Annotated in this window: 18 protein-coding genes and 1 pseudogene; 8 read left to right on the forward strand and 11 right to left on the reverse strand. The window is 43.4% G+C overall.

All coding sequences use genetic code 11. From position 1 onward, the window contains the following. Positions 1 to 79: 79 nt before the first annotated feature. Positions 80 to 478, reverse strand: a complete 399-nt coding sequence (locus CXF83_RS06350) for a hypothetical protein (protein WP_101091386.1) — start codon at positions 476 to 478, stop codon at positions 80 to 82. A gap of 341 nt (positions 479 to 819) precedes the next feature. Between CXF83_RS06350 and CXF83_RS06355 the strand changes: the two genes are divergently transcribed. Further along, positions 820 to 2,148, forward strand: a complete 1,329-nt coding sequence (locus CXF83_RS06355; RefSeq protein WP_232775044.1) for a BamA/TamA family outer membrane protein — start codon at positions 820 to 822, stop codon at positions 2,146 to 2,148. 135 nt (positions 2,149 to 2,283) lie between these two features. Further along, positions 2,284 to 3,138, forward strand: a complete 855-nt coding sequence (locus CXF83_RS06360; protein WP_101091387.1) for a pirin family protein — start codon at positions 2,284 to 2,286, stop codon at positions 3,136 to 3,138. 83 nt (positions 3,139 to 3,221) lie between these two features. Here CXF83_RS06360 and CXF83_RS22965 read toward each other — a convergent pair whose 3' ends face one another. Continuing rightward, on the reverse strand, positions 3,222 to 3,353 hold the full coding sequence (locus CXF83_RS22965) for a hypothetical protein (protein WP_257982761.1): 132 nt from the start codon (positions 3,351 to 3,353) through the stop codon (positions 3,222 to 3,224). A 146-nt stretch (positions 3,354 to 3,499) separates the two neighbouring features. On the opposite strand from CXF83_RS22965, the gene CXF83_RS06365 reads away from it, so the two are divergent. Then, the gene (locus CXF83_RS06365; protein ID WP_101091388.1) at positions 3,500 to 4,366 is read left to right on the forward strand and encodes a 3'-5' exonuclease; all 867 of its coding nucleotides are present in this window, start codon (positions 3,500 to 3,502) and stop codon (positions 4,364 to 4,366) included. 13 nt (positions 4,367 to 4,379) lie between these two features. Continuing rightward, positions 4,380 to 5,159, forward strand: coding sequence for a DUF3465 domain-containing protein (locus CXF83_RS22970; protein WP_257985280.1), 780 nt, complete (start codon positions 4,380 to 4,382; stop codon positions 5,157 to 5,159). A gap of 53 nt (positions 5,160 to 5,212) precedes the next feature. Here CXF83_RS22970 and CXF83_RS06375 read toward each other — a convergent pair whose 3' ends face one another. From CXF83_RS06375 to CXF83_RS06385, 3 genes are all read right to left on the reverse strand, one after another. Then, the gene (locus CXF83_RS06375) at positions 5,213 to 6,139 is read right to left on the reverse strand and encodes a DMT family transporter (protein ID WP_101091390.1); all 927 of its coding nucleotides are present in this window, start codon (positions 6,137 to 6,139) and stop codon (positions 5,213 to 5,215) included. 452 nt (positions 6,140 to 6,591) lie between these two features. Next, positions 6,592 to 6,825, reverse strand: coding sequence for a ribosome alternative rescue factor ArfA (locus CXF83_RS06380; protein ID WP_101091391.1), 234 nt, complete (start codon positions 6,823 to 6,825; stop codon positions 6,592 to 6,594). A gap of 183 nt (positions 6,826 to 7,008) precedes the next feature. Further along, positions 7,009 to 8,124, reverse strand: coding sequence for a permease (locus CXF83_RS06385; protein WP_101091392.1), 1,116 nt, complete (start codon positions 8,122 to 8,124; stop codon positions 7,009 to 7,011). A 456-nt stretch (positions 8,125 to 8,580) separates the two neighbouring features. Between CXF83_RS06385 and CXF83_RS06390 the strand changes: the two genes are divergently transcribed. Next, a complete protein-coding gene (locus tag CXF83_RS06390) occupies positions 8,581 to 9,519 on the forward strand; it encodes a hypothetical protein (protein ID WP_101091393.1) in 939 nt (312 codons plus the stop codon). 276 nt (positions 9,520 to 9,795) lie between these two features. Next, complete coding sequence (locus CXF83_RS06395; RefSeq protein WP_101091394.1) at positions 9,796 to 11,178, forward strand: Na+/H+ antiporter NhaC family protein; 1,383 nt, start codon at positions 9,796 to 9,798, stop codon at positions 11,176 to 11,178. 121 nt (positions 11,179 to 11,299) lie between these two features. Here the strand turns inward: CXF83_RS06395 and CXF83_RS06400 are convergent, their stop codons facing one another. The 4 genes from CXF83_RS06400 to CXF83_RS06415 form a co-directional block, all read right to left on the reverse strand. Further along, the gene (locus tag CXF83_RS06400) at positions 11,300 to 11,812 is read right to left on the reverse strand and encodes a YgjV family protein (RefSeq protein ID WP_101091395.1); all 513 of its coding nucleotides are present in this window, start codon (positions 11,810 to 11,812) and stop codon (positions 11,300 to 11,302) included. Between the two features lie 110 nt (positions 11,813 to 11,922). Then, the gene (locus CXF83_RS06405; RefSeq protein ID WP_145991653.1) at positions 11,923 to 12,522 is read right to left on the reverse strand and encodes a Crp/Fnr family transcriptional regulator; all 600 of its coding nucleotides are present in this window, start codon (positions 12,520 to 12,522) and stop codon (positions 11,923 to 11,925) included. 405 nt (positions 12,523 to 12,927) lie between these two features. Next, complete coding sequence (locus tag CXF83_RS06410) at positions 12,928 to 13,626, reverse strand: DUF3313 family protein (protein WP_101091397.1); 699 nt, start codon at positions 13,624 to 13,626, stop codon at positions 12,928 to 12,930. A gap of 143 nt (positions 13,627 to 13,769) precedes the next feature. After that, positions 13,770 to 15,014: an MFS transporter gene (locus CXF83_RS06415; protein WP_101091398.1), complete on the reverse strand. Its 1,245-nt coding sequence runs from the start codon at positions 15,012 to 15,014 to the stop codon at positions 13,770 to 13,772. Positions 15,015 to 15,201: 187 nt separating this feature from the next. Here CXF83_RS06415 and CXF83_RS06420 point away from each other — a divergent pair, with 187 nt between their 5' ends. Beyond that, positions 15,202 to 15,918 (forward strand): AraC family transcriptional regulator, encoded by a 717-nt coding sequence (locus CXF83_RS06420; protein ID WP_180961012.1) that lies wholly within the window; start codon positions 15,202 to 15,204, stop codon positions 15,916 to 15,918. A 71-nt stretch (positions 15,919 to 15,989) separates the two neighbouring features. Here CXF83_RS06420 and CXF83_RS06425 read toward each other — a convergent pair whose 3' ends face one another. After that, positions 15,990 to 16,331 (reverse strand): DUF6482 family protein, encoded by a 342-nt coding sequence (locus tag CXF83_RS06425; protein WP_232775045.1) that lies wholly within the window; start codon positions 16,329 to 16,331, stop codon positions 15,990 to 15,992. Between the two features lie 231 nt (positions 16,332 to 16,562). Continuing rightward, a complete protein-coding gene (locus CXF83_RS06430; RefSeq protein ID WP_101091399.1) occupies positions 16,563 to 20,696 on the reverse strand; it encodes a collagenase in 4,134 nt (1,377 codons plus the stop codon). A 416-nt stretch (positions 20,697 to 21,112) separates the two neighbouring features. Between CXF83_RS06430 and CXF83_RS22810 the strand changes: the two are divergent. After that, positions 21,113 to 21,367, forward strand: a pseudogene (locus CXF83_RS22810) (hypothetical protein); the annotation flags it as partial. Positions 21,368 to 21,406 lie beyond the last annotated feature (39 nt).

Genomic DNA, 21,406 nt, shown 5'->3' on the forward strand with positions numbered 1-21,406 from the left:
TTTCACCAAAAGCGACTCCTCTACAGTGAACAGTGGGCGGTAGAGGTCGAATTGCAGGGCTCACTCCCGATGGCAAAAACTAGTCGAACACTCGAGGGCAGGCTGAGTAGTCATTAAAAGCATCGTCCCAGCGGCGAACATCGTTTGCTCGGCGCCAGCGACCGTGCCAAAACTCCATCATGCAAGTGCCGCCATTTAATTCGACTAGGAAGGTATCTTGCTCTTTAACTTGCTCATAGCTTGGGTACTGTTCGCTACTTTTCCAAGTGAGGCCACCACGAGTGTTGACCCAGTTTTGCCAAAAAACTTCAATAGTAAGCCATTGCTGGCTTGTTTGTTCCCACGCCATAGCTTGACCATCTATCATATCAACTTGCCCATGATGGGTGCCAACCGCTGGCGTTGCGGCGGCTGCACTCGTTAGTGTCAGTAGCATGCAACAAAGCAGTGTGATTGGTATTAACACTTTTTTAGCCATCAATCTTGCTCCATTTATTAAAGGCTCTATGAGTATAGTTGCAATTATTGGCTCTTAAACCAGACTGTTATTTAATGACGCAGTAGTCACTCTATTTTCGATAACCTGGTTTACGACTTACTTCACATGAACTCTTAATTGAATCTCCCGTCAATTAAATGCGTATGTCGTTTATTTACTTGTAAGATATCAGATGTTGTTATTTTGTTGGTACTATTTTATTAATACCGTTTTGTTTACTTGGTTGGTATGTGTATTGTGGGTAAGATAAAACTTATATTGACGTTAATTAGCTTTGCTGAGTTTTGGCGTATTCACGCATTATTGAATTGGGGAATTAAATGGGTTTAAAAACCAATATTAGCGCGTTCAATAGCGGTATCTTCGCACTCGCGTTGTTACCTATGTGCACACTTGCAGCGCCAGCGGCTAATGTTAAAACCTCAATTGACAGGGCTGAGACGCCCGACAATGTTAAAGAAAAATTGCTTTTACCTTATTTTTTCAACTCTGAATCTATGGGCCTTAACATTGGTTTAGGTGGCATGCTCAGTGGCTACTTCCAAGATCAGATGACCATTGGTGGCACCGTATTTGGTGGTGATGTGAGCCAAGGTATTGGGCTCGGCGTTTGGAATTTTAAACTGCCAAAAACAGAACGCTTTTTCTTAAGTGCCTACGGTTTTCTTGGTTATTACCCTGATCAACGTGCTTATGCTGGAGGGAGGCAAGAGTTAATTCCCGCGGGTACTCCACTTCCAGGAAGTAATGATTCAACCAATTTACAATTCTTAGAAGCCAATGGTTCATCAAACTGGTTTGATATAAAGCTTGAGTATGCATTACCAATTGGTGCGACGAAAGATAAGGGTATGGTTGAATACAAGCTTAAAAATGGCTTATTAGTGTCAGAGCCAAGTGGTGGCAAAAGCTGGGATCCGCTTGAGAGCGGCGCAACCGTGGTGGTGTTACGCCAGTTTAACCGTTATCAAAGTTTTGAATTTGTCGATGGCGAGCTTGATGGCACCATCCATGCCATAGAATTGGGGATCTTATACGACAACACTGATTTTTCGGTTAACCCATCAAGTGGTAGCAGTCAGTACTTTTCAGTTTCTCACGATGCAGCATGGTTAGACTCTGATAATGAGTGGACCTTTATGAACCTCGATATGAGTAAGTATTTTTCATTTGGAGAGTCAGATTATGCCAGTCAGCGAATACTCGCACTCAACTTTTGGACAGGCTACTCGCCATCATGGGATCTTGAATATGACGCACTCGGTGGGCGACAAGTCACCAACAACGCACCCTACAATGAAGGTGCAACTTTAGGTGGATTTTATCGTATGCGAGGTTTCGATCAAAATCGCTTCCATGACAAAGCGGCCATCTATAGCAGTGCTGAATATCGCTATACTTTGAAATATAACCCGATAGAAGACATTAATTGGTTGAAGTTTTTGAGATTAGATTGGTTTCAAGTGGTTGGTTTTGTTGAAGCGGGTAGAGTGGCACCAGAATATACCGCCAGCACTTTACTGTCTGATCTTAAAGTTGATTACGGTTTGTCGTTAAGAGCATTAACCGCCGGTATTGTGATCCGCTTTGATATCGCTCATTCCGATGAAGCGACTAACGGTTGGGTTATGGTTGACCATCCGTTTTAGTATCAACGCATTGACTCACCCATAAAATGGTCGTTTCTTTCGTATTATTAGAATGAAAACCGCCATATTTCGCGTTATTCATTCTAATCACTGATTGTTACTCTTATATAGTCGATAACTATTTAGGTGAAACATATGAACATTATTAGTCAGCATCAAGCGCAGCGTACCATGGATGGTGACGGTGTTAATATCTCTCGCGTCGCCGATTTTACTCACGGTCACTTTGACCCTTTTCTGATGATTGATGAGCTAAAGTCAGATGATAAAGCGGATTATATTGGCGGCTTTCCTCCACACCCACATCGTGGTATCGAAACCTTTTCCTATATTATCAAAGGCGGTATGGAGCATAAAGATCAGCTCGGTAACGTCAAAGCGATACAGGCGGGTGATGTACAATGGATGAGCACAGGAAGTGGCGTGATTCATTCTGAGATGCCCTTAGCCGATGCTGATACTGGCTTACATGGTTTTCAAATTTGGCTCAATATGCCTGCCAGCGAAAAGATGCGCCCAGCACGTTATCAAGACACCAGCAATACGCCCATCCCAGAGGTGAGCAATTCACATGGCGTTAAGTTAAGAGCATTGACTGGTCATTGGAACTTTGCAGGGAAAACAGTGACAGCGCCCATTCAAGAGCTTGCTGGAAAAGCAGAAATAGCAGACTTGATACTCGACCCCAATGGCAGTGCAGAGCTGAGACTGGATAAACACCCATTTGTCGGGATTTATATCTATGCGGGGCAGCTAACGAGTGACACTGGAGAGCTCTATGAAGCGCAACAATTATTACTGCTCGATGCTAAAGCCGCTTTAACGCTCAGGGCTACGGCTTTAGGGGCTGGAGTATTGTTATTAGTGGGGACACCCATCAAAGAGGATATCGTGCACATGGGACCTTTTGTCATGAATACCCAAGCTGAGATCCGTCAGGCTATTGATGATTATCAAAATGGTCGTTTTGGTGATATTCCGCCAACGTAAGCAGATTGATGAACAGCCCCTAAAATGACTGGGTTAAATAAGGCGAGCGATAATGCTCGCCTTATTGGTTAGTTAATGGCGAGTTACCCTTGAATATCTTCTATATTAAAGACTGCTTTGCCATCGCCCCCAAGTTTGGTGAACTTGTGTTGGCCATATCTGCTAGCATCGTCGTTGAACCTATCACGCTCGATTAAGATAAAGTCAGCTTTCATGTCTGTCGGCACCTTATTCTTGTTGTATTAGACAGATTCGGTTCTCATCAGTTGGATTTTATTACGCAATAAGGTGTGATTTCGAGTTATGATTCGATGCGAGAAGTCATTGCTTAATAGCGATTAAAACCGTTGAGAAACACAGTATGAGCTTATATAAATTTGGATTGGCAGCAGACAAGTCGGTGTTGCTTAGGCAAGCACTTGGTGCGGAAGCAGATGCTTACTTCGCGGCAATGGAAAGTGCTGAACAAGCATTCTTGAGTTCTATCACTAACGAAAAAAATCAGCAAAAACTTGATTGGCTGCTGCTGCGTACGAATTTAATCTGCCGTATGAGTGATAGGGATATCGCCCGTTTGAGCGATTACCGTATCGATAAAACTCAAATGGTAACAGAGAATTTAAACGGTAAATCGCGTCAAATCGTCATCGTGACCGTTGAGGCTTTAGCGGCTGTTATTGACGATATTAAGGCGCAGCAATGGGTTGGTTTTGATACTGAAACGGCGGCAACTTTTGAAAAAGGTCGTCGTAATACCAATCCTATCTCCTTGATTCAAATTGCGACGAGCAGCCATTGTTATCTGTTTAGAATGGTTGGCAGCAATATTTTGCCTTTTAAAACGGCACTTACTGAGGTGTTAGGCGAGGATTCGAATATCGTTAAGATTGGTATCGGCCTTCGCAGTGACGTTAATGCGGTGAAGCGTGACTTTGGTATTGCGCTCAATCCTATACTCGATCTCAATTGGTTGATGAATCAACTTGGCGCAGCAAAACAGATGGGCACCGTGCAAATAGCTGCGACGGTACTGGCGCTTAAATTACCTAAGAGTAAGCGGGTGACGTTATCTAACTGGGCTATTCCACTTGATAAATCACTATCAGCAGAGCAGATTAATTACGCCGCAGGCGATGCCTTAGCGGCATTAGATATTTTTCATGCACTGTTTGAGCAACTCAGTGCTTATAAAGCCTTGTGGCCAAAATCAATACAACAACGTTTTTAAACGAGGGATTGCAGTGATAAATAAGGGACAATTAGTTCGCTGGAATGACAGCAAAGGCTATGGTTTTATCCGGGTAGAGAATGCAGAAGAGGGCTGTGATGTGTTTATTCATATGTCAGCACTACAACATATGGCTAGGCGACCATTGGTTGGTGATATTTTGTATTTTCAAATAGAGACCCAAGCCGATGCTAAACAACGCGCATTTTCGGCAAGGATTGAAGGCGTCGAAAGCAATCCAGAAACCTTTGAAGATGGTACTGAACCGATCAAAACTAACGATAAAAAAGCCCTCGACAATCAAGTTGAACCTGCTAAATCGATAAAAGGCATGTTATATCGTATTGCGATAATGCTAGTGGTATTGGCGATTGCTAGTTTTGTCTATAACCGAGTGTCTACGCCTAATAATTCTGGTGCTTATAGCTCTTCCGCGTATATATCGAGTGCCGTTGCTGCGGATGAGCAGCAGATAAGCCAAGCCTTTTCTCAACAGCGAAGTGGCATACAGGTGCAGAGCGCTGGGGTTGTGAGTCGACTGTTACCGGACGACAATAAAGGCAGCCGTCACCAGAGGTTTATTATTACGCTTTCAAGCGGCCAAACTCTACTGATTGCGCATAATATAGATTTGGCAGCGAAGATTGATAGCTTGAAGATCGGAGATCGCGTCTTGTTTAAGGGGGAATATGAATATAATGATCGTGGGGGCGTGGTGCACTGGACCCATCATGATCCTAAAGGTCGGCATGTTGCTGGCTGGTTAAAGCATCAAGGGCAAACGTATCAATAGTGGTCGCTATCGATAAACGGCGTGTATGATCCGCCGTTTATCTTAAATTGCAGTTAACGTTTGCGACAGGCTCTCTTTTTAGACAGCTTATTCAGCAAGGGATCGCCAAACTGATACAAGGCTAAACCGGTTAATACAAAACAAGCACCTATCGCTAAGGCTTGGGTAATGGCTTCACCATTGAGTTGCGCGCCTAACATCATGGCAAATACCGGAGTAATCAGCGTGACTAACGCAACCGTGCTGGCATTGAGATGCTGCAAAATATAGAAATAGCTGATAAAACCAATAAGTGAACCGAAAACGCCCAAATAAGTAATCGCTAACAGTGAACGAGGCTGCCAAGTCTCAATCGGCAATGTACCATCAAATAATAACCAGGCTAACGCAAACATTGGTGTTGAATAAATAAGTGCGCCCACGGTACTGGCAATGGGGTGGATATTTATCTTAACCGTTTTGATTAATACTCCGCTCAAGCTAAACAAACTCACCGCAGATAGGATCAATAGCAGTCCAATCCAACTATCACTCTCAAGTGAAAGCTTAGATGAACATACAATGCCAAGTCCGATGAATGCCATGACTAACGCTACTAATCGCATTGGACCAAATTTGGGTTCATTGAGTATTTTCTGGGCTAATAAGCCTGAGATCAATGGTGATAAACCAAAGATCAGCGACATGATGCCAGAGGGGATATATCGGGCGGCAAAATAGCTGAGTAGCATCCCGCCAACAATCCCGATCGAAGAAACGGCATATAGCCTTCTCGCGGTAGCACTCCATGGCAGTCGAATACGTGCAATTAGTATGATCAGCGCACCTAAAGTCAGCGCAATTAGCATTCTCAGTAAAACCGCCATCGTTGGATGTACTGATTCACTGCTCCAGACGATGCCTAGCGGCGTTGTCGACCAAATTAATACCACCGACAAAAATGCCGCTGGAACCATCTTGGGTAATGCTGTTGTTGACATTTCAACACTCCTTGCGCTTATAGCAGGGTCATCAATCATGACTCGCGCTAATGATACAGATTAATATCGAACCGCAGGAGAGAAGGGCGAGTAAAGAGGGGAATATCCATCACCGCGCTGCAGACTCTTTGCGGTGTGGAATCGAGAATTAATGGCTAACTATTTATTATATTCCCAATTTACCGCGCAGCTAGAATGCCACATCACACTGGCGAGGAGTCGTAGTGTCAGGCAATTAATTTGCGTATAAATAGAGGTGAATAGAAGCGTCATTTAACCAAGCTGAATATAGTGTCTCGAAAGCTCAATAGTCTAGTTGTTGCAGGCTGTCGTCAACCGATAAATTCAACAATCGCTAATTTAATCAATGGCAGGTTTTTACAGGGCAAAGTAAACGGTCATTCTGCGAGAGTTTAGGGACAGATGTTAGTTAGGTTTTAGGGAAGGGGAAGCTAGCGAGCTATTCTATAAAAAAGGCTCAGTGCCAGATAGTCAAAAGGGGCTAAGCCCTTCAGCTTTTGCCCCTTTTGTTGTTTGCGGTTGTAAGACCCTTTGCCCTTTCTAGGCTTCTCAGTCCGTGTTCTAAACAAGGTACTGGTGACGATTGCCTTTAGCGCGTTATCTTTAATGACGCCGCGACCACTTTCATGCTCAATCTGCGGTTGTTGCTGACGATGTTTTGCCATCATGTGACTCCTCTAGCTAATATACTTATTTTCAAACTTACAGTTGGTGAGTGCTCGCTAATCATGTAGAGCACTGTAGTTAAGCCTTCTTAGTTTAATAGAGTCTTAACTACAGTGCAATTATACGCTTATTAATTGTACGCGCTAATGCTTTTTTGCTTTAGCCATTACAGAGGGGTCAGCTTAGGCAAAAATGAAACTGTAAAGATAGCCTGCACCTATCGCCATACCGAGGATCACTGCTAAAAATGCCGCTATCATCTGGTTCTTAAAAATAGACTTGAGCAAGATTACTTCAGTTAAGCTGGCACCGGCACTACCGATAATCAATGCCATAACCGAACCCAGCGCCATACCTTTGGCAACTAATGCTGAGCTTAAAGGGATCACCGCTTCTGCACGTATATACAAAGGGATACCGATTATCGCCGCAATAGGAATGGCATACCACATACCTTCTCCTGCGTATTTAGCAATCAGTTCTGTAGGCATAAAACCATAGATTAATGAGCCAAGTGAAATACCTATCATTAGGTAAGGTAAAACTTGTTTAAAGTCTTTCCACGTTGAGCGCCATACACGTATCCAGCGGTTGTCTTGTTTAACGGTGTCACTGACAGCAGATGAACTTGCTGCATTAGAACGTGTTCCACAACCACTTTGCGGTGCAGGGCTACAAGTACCAGCCGTTGCCAGTGCAGGTTCTGCGTTGCAACTGCCCTGCATTACCGCTTGCACTTCTTGCTTAGGTACGCAGCCGCTAGAGATTGTTTTTACGGCCTCTGTTACTGGTTTTTTGTCCGTAGTTGAGCAACTAGTCCCGCAACTAGAAGGCGTTGCCGCTTCATAAGCTTCAGGTTTCACATAACGCTCGAATCCAAGTTTTTCTAAAACATAGCCAGCGGTAACAGACACAACCATAGCGACTAAGAAATAGAATACCGCGACTTTAATGCCAAAGGTCATCACAAATAGGCCAATAATGATCGGGTTCAATAATGGACTAGAGAATAAGAAAACCATCATTGGGCCAAAACCCGCTTTTGCTCTGAGCAACCCTTTTAAAAAGGGGATAGTTGAGCATGAACAGAATGGTGTAATGGCGCCAAGTAGAGCGGCGATGATGTAGCCTTTACCTTTTTTAGAGCTTAAAATCGATTGTATTTTTTCGGGCGGGATATACTCCTGCAAAATACCGACAATGTAGCTAATAGCAAGAAATAGCATCGTTAATTCAGCGGCTAAAAACAGGAACATATTCGCTGTTTCTTTTGCCATAGTGATGATTTCAGGACTCATAATATTGACCTTACAAATGTTTGTTTGTTATTTCCGGAATTACCGAAATAATTAAGATGGGCTGATAATAAACGTATTTTAAATTTAGTCAATTTATATTTCGAGTTTTACCGAAATGAGTGTCAGGGTAAATACCAAAGTAAAAGGCTTTATGTTTGTTAAAATAACGGCTGCAATGTTGGTTGTAGCCACTTTGGACTTCAAGGAAAGGGGCTAATAAGCACCAGAAGACCATGCTGATTTGACTGATAATGCTCTGCTAATATAAGGGGGTGTACTTGCCATTTTCACGGTGTTGTCGCTGCATCGTCTTTGTCTTGCTGCATGGTCACGAAGCTATGACCAAAATAAACATGAAAGCTCAATGGCTGTGAATCATTAGTGATAATTTGATTGTTAAAATAGAGCAAATGCTTATGATGGTAACAGTCTTTTCAAAGGCTTAAAGGAAAAATCATGCTTGATGCTGTTTGCCTATATGACGAAACCAAGCCGATAACCTATTCGGTATTTAAGTTTCAAAAGTTATCTGATGCTGATATTGAAAAATATCGCCAAGCACTCTTGTGTCCAGCGTGTGCAGGTAAAGCCTATTACCGTAAAGCGTCAAAAGATGGTAAAGCCGCATGCTTTGGCTCGCGTTATCATCAAGCTGATTGCGCTGAGTTTAAACCTTCTGCCGCCAAAGAGCGTGAAGAGCAACACGCGATTGAAGTTAATCAGTTGGTGGTTGATAGCGATGCGCTGATTATCGATTTTAGCTGTGCGCCAAAAATGACTAAAGCCAAAACACCGTCAGCGGTCACCAAAGTGCTTATCGAAAATGAAACCCAATCTAACAACCCTACAGTCATAACCCCAATGCCAGTGGCGGCAGACTTATCAACAGCTGAGCTATTAAAACCTGAGCTCACTGGGCCTACAGCCGTTAAAACAGAAGATGAAACCAGCGCTAAAAAGCGGGTTGCTACTCAAGGACTGGAAAAGGTATTGCATAGCTTATTGCGCGGCAGTGATCTGGCAACATCGGATCTTTGGGTATATACCGATGATAAATATCGCTGGCGTGCTAAAAACCTATTTGTAAATTTTGCCGATGCCGAGCCGACTGAAAACGGTGCACCGCGTTTGTATTGGGGCACCATCTCTCATACCGATAAAGAGCGTTTGTGGTTGAATCCCGCTGAGACTAAAGATGTGGGGATCCCCATTGATATGTTTGCCAATTCACTGATCTCTCGCTTTGGTTTAGAGGATCGCCGCGACTTTGAAGGTGCAGGGATCATTTTGTTTGGTAAATGTTTTTGGAATAAAGCCAAAAGCCGTAAAATTATTCAGCTATGGAGCAACGACGTTAGTCGTCTGTTTATCTCTAAGGCTGATGAAAGTGACTAGGGATGAGTCGTAAAACGAGTATTTAATTCTCTCTTTTGAGATTTTTAGCTGATTTACATATGAATTTGCAATAAAAACGGCCACCGAATAATAATTTTTATTGACTCAAAAGCCATTGAGGATTATTTTCGGCGCGATGTTTTTCTAAGGGTTCCATTAAAGACCGGTAAAAGGCGGGCTTCTCAAGGATAAAGCAGCAATTGAACTCAACAATTAACGGTATGAGTTTGGTGAATAACCTTGCCATTTTGGCACTTTATATAAGGACCTTAGCGCATGTCTGAGCCGACAGCCTTAAGTCTTGTCCCACCTGTGGTGGTATTGGTGTTAGCCATTGTGCTACGCCGCCCAATCCTTTCTTTGATTATTGGCGCATTAGTGGGTTTAGCGATGTATGACAGCGCTAATATGCTAACCAATTTCGCTGATACTTCGTTATCTGTTATGGCCGATGAAACCATTGGTTGGCTTATTTTAGTGTGCGGTGGCTTCGGTGCTTTAATTGCGCTACTGGTGAAAACTGGCGGTTCAATGGCATTTGGTCGTCACGCTTTAAAATTGGCAACAGGGCAGAAGTCATCACTTTTAATGACCTTCATTTTAGGCGTGGTCATCTTTATTGATGATTACCTTAATGCGCTCACGGTGGGTTCAACCATGAAGCGGGTGACTGATAAATTTAAAGTATCGCGTGAAATGCTGGCTTATGTGGTTGATTCAACCGCTGCACCTATTTGTGTGTTGGTGCCACTGTCCACTTGGGCGGTATTTTTTGGCGGCTTGTTGGTCGATAACGGCATTGCTAGCGAAGGCCAGGGAATTGCGGTTTATATGCAGGCTATTCCGTACATGCTTTATGCATGGTTAGCCGTTCTAATGGTCCTGCTGGTTATTTTAGGGATCGTGCCGGTATTTGGGCCGATGAAAAAAGCGCAGCTTGCCGCGATGCAAGGTAAACCCGCCATTAAGCAAATGGATTTAGATGCGGTGCAAACCTCTGATGAATATGCGCTTAAAGCGATTGAAGATGAATTTAAACATGCCGATGACGGCGGAAAACTGCATAACTTCTTTGTGCCAATTTTGTTGTTGGTTGGCTTTACCGTTTATTTTGATATCGATGTACTTAAAGGGCTGATTGCGACGTTAGCGATCACCTTGCCTTATTACGGCATACAAAAATTGATGCCACTGTCAGATATGATGGAACAGATGATTGATGGCTTTAAGAACATGCTTCCCGCTATCGGTACTGTTATAGCGGCGTTTATCTTTAAAGATGTTTGCGACAAGTTGATGTTGCCTCAGTTTGTTATTGGCAGCTTGAGTCCGTATATGACCCCAGAGTTACTGCCCGCAGTGGTGTTTATAACAATGTCAGTGCTAGCGTTTGCAACAGGATCTAGCTGGGGGATATTTGCAGTCTCGATTCCAATTGTTATGCCGTTAGCACAGTCGGTCGATGCCAATATTTCACTGGTTATTGGCGCTTTGTTATCAGCATCTTCTTTTGGCAGTCAGGCTTGTTTTTACTCTGACTCAACTGTATTGGCCGCTCAGGGGTCGGGGTGTAATCTAGTGAGCCATGCAGTCACGCAACTTCCTTATGCGTTAATCGTGGCCGCATTTACGTTTGTCGGTTTTTTACTGTTAGCGTAAAAATTGGTTGCTTGGTAATAAAGAAAAAGGGGGGGGGACTAATAAGTCTAATGCCGGTTGGGTTTTAACTGACAAGCATTAAAGTATATGTGCCCTTTTTTATGTTCTGTAACGATCTCAGCTAAGCCACTTTTTTAGTTTTAACAACCCAACCATAGTAGCGATAGTAAGCAATAAGATTACTCCCAATAAAGAGCAACTCCATTAACACTGCAGCGGGTGAACCAACGAGCATATTATTGATAAGCCATATACTGGTACCTATGAGCATAAGTTGCCGCAGACGTTGATCGCTTTGACAAAAAGCTGCCATGGTTTGAATTGAGCTGCCGGCAAAGCTCAGTAAGCTCAACATTCCGGAAAAAGTTAGCATCATTACGAGTGTGTTTAAAGATAGAAAAATATACATTAAGCGTTTTGAGTGGCTAAAAATAGTGACGAAATATCTGATGGTTGCGAGTAACATTAACGCTGTGGCCGTCCATTGTTCAAGTAGTGCAAAATGGCTGGTTATGAGTACGCCGGAAACAGATAAACAGGCCACTATTTTTTGTTTTTGTTTAAATTGAAATGAAAGAATATCGAACACAATTGCGATAGCAATTAAGCATTGTGACAGCATAAAAGCAGACATACTGCAGCCTTAATATTATAAGGCTTACGGGTTGTAAGCCTTTCATTTTTTTAAGACTATATTGAATCGTAGCGACAGTAATTAACCTAAGTTCATTAGGGGGATTAAACTTAGCTTTGCTCGAAAAGTCGTGACTTTAACCGAGATAAACTCACAGGACTGATACCAATGTAGCTGGCTAACTGAATATTATTGAGTTTTTTAACCCAAATAGGCCGATGTTCGATTAAGAATTGATAACGCTGCTCAGGGGTATTAAGTAACAAGAAAGCTTCTTTTTGTTCTTTATAAATTAGTTGCTGGCTAAGTAATGCTATTTTACCGGTTTGCCATTGTGGTTGAGACAGCAAACTTAAAGGTATTTGCAGTAGTTGTGCGGTTTCTACTACTTCTATTTGATATTCAGCTACATGTCCGGTTAACCAACAGGCGTAAAGGAAGCAAAGCTCATGCGTAAAATAGAACTCCTTAGATAAGTCAGCGCCACTCCCACTATAATGACAAGCTTTAAGGATCCCAGAAACGATAAAGTAGGCGTTATTCTGTGGTTGACCTTGGCGTAATAAAATCTGGCCACTACTGGCATTGAAACACTGACATTGAAGTAACGTTTCATCAATAGCGCTTTGATCGAGGCCCAATGTGTTTAACGCGGTGGAGAGCACCTTTAGACAGTTATCAACTTGGATAGATTTTGAATCGATATTCATAGCGTTCATCAATTAATTATTACACTCACTCTAGCCAAGCTTCTCATTGTTTTATATGTCTTGAAAGCGCTTCCGATCAAAAAGCGTACTAGGCAAGCGCCAAGGTTACATGGCCAATATCTCCGAAGCTACTCCCACTAAATGGTATTGAGAGAATTAAGTCTCAACGTCAGTGATACGAATCAAAATGTATCTTCAACAAGCCAGCAGTGCACGTCATTAAAGCTTGGAAATAGTGCCATAAGATTGTGAAGGTGATCCAGTGTTAAATCCTAAGGCGCGATTTTAGCTTGGATAACGCTCAATGACCCAGAGAATGGCAGTGACCAGGCCCAAATGGGCCCAAATGATGGTCACTCTGACTCTCACTGTTCATTTATTTTTAGCAACAACCATTTACCATCGTTAATGGGCAGGCGCTTGGCGTGCTTCATAGGCCGCAGACTGAATAAAAGTACGGATTTCACCTTCTAGTCTGGCGACATTGTATTGGATTTGATTGTAATTAAGCTCAGCATAGTCACCTTTTATCGCCCCAGTGGCTTCGATGATTGAGATCCGCTCCGCTAATAGCTCTTTTGAAACACTGTCTTTAATCTTGGCTTCAATGATGATTTTAGCTGTTTTACTCTCATTTCCTGTAACGCCTTTTAACAAGGTAAGTGCAGCGCCAACTGGCATTAGTTGTCTGAGTTTTAGATCGGCATTGACCACTGTGGCACGACTCACTCTGATTGATAACACTGCGACATGTTCACCGGCTTTATCGACCACATCAATCGATGGCGATATGTAATCACCTAGTTTACTGGTGACGTTAATCGCTAAATCATTGAGTACCGACAGCGGGATCTGCGCGTCATAATGGGTATCAGGTGTTAGCTCAACTCGGGACACTATAAGTGAGTGGTAGTAATGAGGTTCTATTTTGTTAGAGACCCACTGCACCCCTTTATTACTATTTCCATAATTAACTTCATGAAACTGGCGGTTAGTCGGTAAATCTGCAGTGGAATAATCTGCCGAAATTGGGGCATTGCTAGCGCATGCGCTCAGTAGTAATACTAAACTTGTGCACAGTATATGAGCGGGAGAAAAATTCATCAGTCGTTACCTTTAAGAAAGAAAGCGCTAAACACGAGTGTGCTTAGCTTCAGTCTCTGCAGTGTATTGATTTAAAGGAGCGGCGTTATCAAATCGAGATAAGCTTTATATAAACGATATATATTTAGCGTTATATAGGCTGATTATTTACTCATGACTCGCGGTGCTAAAGGCAATGTTGCTGAGGTGATCAGCTTGCTCTTAGAGGCGAGAACGGAGAATGTACTCCAAACAAGCGCCACGGCTGCACAGACGATTAATGGTTGCTGCCAACTGCCAGTGTCCTCATGAATAGCACCCATTATAATGGGACCCGTTGCTGCAAAAAGATAACCCAGAAACTGTGCCATTCCTGACAATGTAGCCGCTTGATGAGCGCTAGATGTACGCAAACTGATCAGCGCTAATGCGACAATGAAACCACCGCCAGCGCCAAAACCAAACATCATTCCCCAAATCATTGCGTGGGCGGGCGCAAGGATCAAGCCTAAGATCCCAATAAACGCCATGAGGGTTAAGCCGAAACTCAAGAGTCGCTTATCGTCGATTTTAGCCATTAACGGGATAAGTAGTACGGCGGGCACTGCGGTGAACAGCTGTAACGTGCCATGAATAACGCCCGCTTCATGGTGGCTGTAGCCCTGTTCGACCAAGATTGTTGGTAACCAGCTGATGAAGATGTACATCAAAAATGAGTTCATGGCTAAAAATAGGGTGATGTGCCAAGCGTCAGCATTACGCCAAAGGTAACTATGGCTATCAAGTTCCATTGCATCTTTTGTTGGAGCTGTATGGTTACGCAATTGCGGCAGCCATACCAACATCGCAATGATGGGAAACAAAACTAGACTGACTAACGAAAAGGCCCAATTGGGGATAAAGCTAATAGAGAGTGAATCTGCGAACTCAGCCAGTGGTATTGCCGAACCAGCACTGAGGGCCGAACCTGCCCCCATCATCAATACGTAGATTGAAGTCATGGTGGCAATTTTATTAGGGAAATCTCGTTTCATCAAGCTTGGTAACAGCACATTGGCAATGGCAATGCCGGCACCTATGATTACCGTGCCACTAAAGAGGCCTAATGTATTGCCCAATGAGCGGATAACCAGGCCTAACGTGATTAATAACAGCGATAACATCAGTGCTTGTTCAAGCCCGCGTTTGCGCCCAAGTCTTGCCGCTATAGGGGAGAAAAAGGCAAATGCAAGCAGTGGTAAGGTCGTGAGCATACCAGCTTGAGTGGCGGATAGATTGAGCTCAGCGCGAATGGCGTCGAGTAAAGGGCCTATTCCTGTAATGGGGCTGCGTAAACTCACTGAGATCAGTAAAACACCCAGCATTAAAAAGGCGCTGCTGGCCAGAAAAGGAGATTTGAGCTTTGCCATTGTGTTGTCCTCGAGCAAAAAAGATAACTGCTTTACAGTAAAGTGCGCAGCTTACGCTTCATTGTGCTTACTGAATTGAGCTATAGTGACTTTTTATTGCTTAAAACGGTCAAGTATTTTGTTGAACATTCATTCTTTCCCGGTATTTGATTCTGATGCTTTCCCACAGAAAGTGGTGGCTTTGAAAATGACGGGCGGGGAACGCGACGCAGAAACCCCGCAGCACCAGCACCATAAGTGCCAGTTGGTGATGGCGTTAAGTGGTTACATTAAGTGTAAGATTGCGGATGCGATTTGGATGGTGCCGCCTAACTGTGCGGTATGGATCCCAAGCCAGGAGTTACATGGTAATTTGATCTCTAGTAACGCCAATGTATGTATGCTGTTTATTGATCCTGACGTTCAAGGTATGCCTGAAAAAAGTTGTACCTTATCAATCTCTCCACTGATAAGAGAGCTAACAGTACATTTGACCAGCTTAGAGCAAAATTATCTGCCTAATACTGCCACCGCGAGGTTAGTAGAAGTGTTAATTGACCTGCTCAAACAGATGCCGACACAGCATTATGATTTCCCCACACCAGTGGAGCCGCGTTTAAAGGCGATAGCTTCGCAATTGCTGTTAACGCCAGATGATAGACGGTCGATAGCCACGTGGGCCAAGGATTATGCCATGAGTGAGCGAACACTAACGCGATTGGTTAAGCAAGAAGTGGGGCTTACTTTTGGCCGTTGGCGTGGTCAGTTGCATATTGTTTTAGCGTTGCAAAAGCTAGCCAGTGGTACCTCGGTACAGCGCATTGCAGAAGAACTCGGTTATGAATCGGCGAGCGCTTTTATCACCTTTTTCAAGAAGACCTTAGGTAAGTCACCCAAGCAGTATATTCAGCAACATGATCTGTAGCTAAATCCTTAGAATTTAGAATTTAGAATTTAGAATTTAGAATTTAGAATTTAGAATTTAGAATTTAGAGTTTAGAGCTTAATCGTTTCATGATAATTACCACTGCTCGACAGTCCACACATCTCATCGTATGCCGTCTGGTATTCGAGTTGCGCGACCCGGTAGTGATGATTGCGCAGTAGCTGTTTTGCTTGTGCTAAAGAACTTACACAAACAACGCAGCTCTCTTCAGTGAGCTCGATAAAGTTGTTGTTAGCATCGCTAGCGCCTACCAAATAGTGTGTTGAATCAGCTACGCCAATAATTTTAGGTAAGTATGGCTGTCGTTGCTGAGTGATATTGTTATCCACTATATCCAGATTGTTCGTGCTTTCAATTGCCGCAATAGTGGCAACTTTATTAGATGTACCCATAGCAGAATGCTCCCTTTGATTACTTTCCATTACGTTCAAAGAGGCGAAAGAGTTCACTGTTTTACTTTGCCAATGGCATTTGCGGCTGAGCTCAAGCCATGTGCGCTTGGTGTTGCCAAAATGCCAGTTGATTTAGTCTGTTTAATATAACAGGAAAAAGGCAAACCTGATGGTTTGCCTTTTTTAGTCCTATGCCAGTGTTAGTGCTGGTTTAGCTTACGACTAACACACTTACTTAAGTGTCACTTTTAAGGTGACGTCCTCACTGCTAGGTGTACTTTGAACTGTGATGTAGTACCAACCTGAGTTTGGCTGCTGTACGGTCACTTTTTCCTGAGTACCAAGGTTTGTCGACATACCAGTATTGTCGTCTGCGTTAGGCCAACTCTCACCGGTATAAAGTGCTAATTCACCGCTGCCATGACCCGTTTCAGCGGTTAAGCTTTGGGTGCCAGCAGGCACATTGATATAGAAAGACGAACGACCATTCTTTACACAGATGGGCACACCATTGCTAATGCTGCCGTAATCTTGAGGCAATGTGCTATCACACATATTGCTCAATGCTGATGGAACTCCGGGTTCAACTGGCTCAACCGTTGAGCCGTCGGTTAAACTCACGGTCATCGACACGCCATTGTAGCTCGTGCTCGAATTGATGCTAATGTAGCGCCAGCCCCGATTTGCAACGACATGCAATTGCTCGCGATTGCCACTTGCTTCTGACTTAGATTGTGCATTGGTCGAAGACGCCCAAGTATCGGCATTGAAATAGATATTCGCATCTCCATCGCCCCCTTGAGTCGAGATGTATAGGTCGGTGTTGTCTGCGTCAACCCACACATAGTAGCTGCCTTTTCCACCGCTAATACACTCTTCTTTTTCTAAGGTTAACTTGCCAGAACTGATGGTTGCTGCGCCGCAGCTGATGATCACGCTATTGTCGGGGTCTGTTGGGTAAGCATCGCTATTGTCGCCAATGCCGTCGCCATCAGTATCAACCGTTTCAGTTGCATCAAATGGGAATGCATCGCCATTATTACCGACTCCATCACCGTCACTATCCATTGATTCGGTACTATTAAATGGGAAGGCATCGCTATTGTCACCCACACCATCGCCATCACTGTCTAGGGTTTCAGTGGCATCATTTGGAAATGCATCTTCGCTATCGATAACACCATCGCCGTCTGAATCAATGGGTGAGGTATCGCCACCATTAACTAACTCGTCGGTGATTAGATAATCGTTGATATCATTTTCTTGTGACATCACCGCGACACCTAAACACTGGTTGTTTACGTCGGTAATTGCTGCGCGGCGATGACCAAACCACTTCCAGGTTGTTGCACTATCGTAGGTTTCACCATTCTCTAGAGTAGTAAAGCCAAAGCTTTCACTTAGCTCTCCCGTTTCATTGTCGACACGGTGAACTCGTACAGCGGTGTTACTGTTGTTGGTAAATGAAAAATCAGCTTCAAATGGGCCGGTTAGATGTTTACCCTTAAGATCGCAGCTTCCAATGGTATTAGCTTCTGGAATAATCTCAGGCTGCGCAGCATTGGCAATGGTTGACTCATCAATCGTAAAGTTAGCCGTTGGATTGTTTAGTACACCAACGCTTAAGCAGTTGAGGCGTGCATCGGTAACCACAAAACGACGGTCTCCATACCAGATGTCAGCGCTATAGCTTTCGCCTTTATTCAAGGTACCGTAGCCAAAATCGAAACCAGTGGCAGCACTTGCGTATTTAGGCTTGCCTGTTAGATTATCAATACGGAATAAACGTACTGGGTAGTCAGTTGTGTTGGTAATGGTAAACTCATGGGACTCATCTTTTATTAGGTGAGGTCTTACAAGTTCACAGCTACCCAGCATGTCTTGTGCTGGCAATACTTCAGGTACTACATCTTTGACAAGCTCTTCATCGATAGTAAAGCTATTACTGTCGTCGGTCATGACGCTAACACCGAGGCAGTTCATGGCATTATCGCTTAACATCAATCGATCGCCCTGGCTCCAATTCGTTGATGTATAGCTATCACCCAGATTTAGTGTTTTGTAGTTCTTAGCAAAATTGGCAGTTCCCTTGTTATTGTCTATCCAAAATAGTGATACTGGGACATCGGTGGTATTGGTAATGGTGAAGTCAATTTTTGCTGCATCAATATGGCGAGCGTATTGCTGAGTTAGCGTGCATTCACCAATGACATTGGTATCAGGAATGGTTGTTGCTGGTGGTGCTATTACATCGGCATTCGCCAATACAAAAGCTTCAAATCCTGCTTCTGTGCGTGCCGCAACACCTTTTAGTACCTCTGTGTAGGCATCTTTATCACCCACTTGCAGTGCTTGAGTTATCTTGACGATTTCATCGTTATGTTCTTCTGACAGATAACGCATCGCATAATAGCTCCATGGATAAAGTTCATCATATCCATAAGCCATAAATAACAAATTGTATAACGGCGGAATGGTTTTACCTTCCAGCGTATTATTGGTTCTTGGATGATCGTTACCATTGGCCATGTACTCAGCCATCCCCTCTGACCAAGAGACGTTGTAATCGAATGAACCGTATGAACCTTTCTTGATATAGCGACCATCTAAATAGTGAACGAATTCGTGTCTTAAGTTGTAAATTTGATCTTCATATTGACAAGAGTTACCAACCCAAGCGTCAGGGCACTGCATTGCAATAAATCGTGGTTGATTACCAACAACTTCTGGAGAACCTTCAAGGTACATCCCCCCATTATCAGTGCTTATCCCAAAGAACTCTGGTGCGTATTTTTCATAATCTTCAGGCGAAGCAAATGAGACCACCTCAAGAACGTCGTTAACATCGCCTTGAACAGGAATAGAATTGGTGTTGAAAAAAGCGTGGAACTCGGTTTCTTGCAGTGATAAATCAGCACAAGATTGGTCGAGTGTCGCTTGCGAAATACTGTTTTGAGCACGAATGATGAGCTTATCGGTACACTCATGGCGAACGGTTAAAATGTCTTCCTCTTTTGGCGGTACAATACAGTGACCATAAAGCGGATCACTCGCCTCACACTGTCGCCCCGCAGACTCCAAGTAATTCTTTGTCACAATGGTTTCAGTGGTTTCAATTGATATGTCATTAACTAACTTATCGCGGGCTTCAATAATAGTGCTATCAAAGCGTGCTTTAGCTTCGTCGGTAGCAATAGATGAAATTTTACCTAGCGCGATAAAGCTATGGGGGATAATCCATTTTTTATCAGCTTCAGTAGACCAGCGCATATCAAGTGACGTTTCGCCTAGATAGGCAAACGAGCGCATCACAGATAAGACATCCAACATATTAGCGTTATAAGCCGCTTTAGTCGCGGAGTCTCCATAATACGCGGCTGAACCCACGGCTTTAAGTAACGCCATGGTCGCGTCGCCTGCATTGTTACCTGCAAATGGATCTGTTTGCTCTGAATAGTATTGAATAGTCGCTAATAGGTGCGGCAATAAATCTTTAAAGTACGCGGCGCCGGCGCCACGCTCAAAATTATTAAGTGCACCTGCGTAACCTTCTTGAATCACTCCGCCAGCATCGCCGATAAAACCGGTCATTTGAGTCACTGCCTGCAGTGCAATACTGAGGTTTAGTGCTTCAGGATCCGTCATCGCTGCGGCGTAATATTTATAAGAGGCAAGAAAATACAATAGTTGGTTTAAATCTGGGTCATCTAAATCATCGGTGCTAGCAAGGTAATGCAGTGCGTCGGAAACGTCAGCGATGGGGTCCTGGCTTGCAGCCGCAATGGATTCAAAGTCGCTGTAACTTGCAGCGAGAATAGTCGCAATAGTAGCGCCGTACTCAGACTTTGAAGAAATAGCGGGAGCAGGGACAGTGACATTGATATTGGTATCGAAAACAATGTAATCGCCCATAGGCGGTGGTATGTCCCCGCCAGTAATATTGACTCTTAAGTTGGTTTCTTGGATATTGCCATTGATTTTGAAGTAACGTTTACCTGCTCGAGAAATAAATGAAATACTCTCATCGTTAGTACCTGCTGTATTACTGACAAGCTGTTGATTTCCACTCCAGTCATCACCGTCATATAAGATGATATCTGCGTCGGTGCCGGTATAACTTCCACCGGAAGTGGTAATTGTGACATCACTGTTTTCATAGGGGACATTGATATAAAGATAGTGACCGTAATCAGTAATGCAATGGTCTTGGTTAGCGGAAACTTCTCCTTGCCTATCTAAGGTTTTTTCACCACACATTTCAGCGGATTGTACAGCTCCTACATTTAACGAAGCTAGAATTGCGATTGTTAGAACTGATTTGCGTGAAATGACACAGGGTAAACTATTTTTAATCTTTTTTATCATATTGTGTAGCCTCAATGGGGGAGGGGGTATTGAAGCTAGGCTGCGACCGCCATCACTCCTTCCTCTATTTATTTCTACTTAAATAAACTCAATTACTCGGCAATGCTCTGTTGCGAGAATGTTAAACTTGGGGTTATTTTTACAATATAATGTATGCAATGTCAAAGTGCTGTTGGTTTTTTTACGAGTATTGGGGAGGGCAAAAAAGAATTTTTATCTAAATATTATAGCTTTGGATTAAGCTTGGTAGTTTGTTATCCTTCTGATATAAATGGCTAAAAACAGGAATTAGTTGTTAATTTTCAGGAAGATTAAATATATTTAAAAGTTTAGAAGGAGGTCTCTGGATATACTATTGGCTTAGCTCACTCGCTAGTAGTTTGCTGGAGGAACAATATGTTGTAGTCCCTACGGTTATGTTATTTGGGCTAAGTGGTTGCGGTTATTTCGGTGGTGATGAGAAGCAGAAATTGGAGTAAGCATGGCTAGCCAAAGATGAGCAATTGCTATTACAACAAATTGTCGAGCAGATCCGTAGTCAAGGTATTGAAGCGGTAGCTAAAGGCACCGATGTTGACAGCGTTAGCGCATGTGTGGCGGAAAAGCTAAAGACGGATCCCCTCGTTGAATTGGTTAACGTTGAGGGGGCATTGGCTGAATCCGCCCAAATTAACGCTGATGTAACAGATGAAAGACCGCTGTTAACAGGC

The organism is Shewanella sp. Choline-02u-19 (assembly GCF_002836205.1).
Lineage (GTDB): Bacteria > Pseudomonadota > Gammaproteobacteria > Enterobacterales > Shewanellaceae > Shewanella.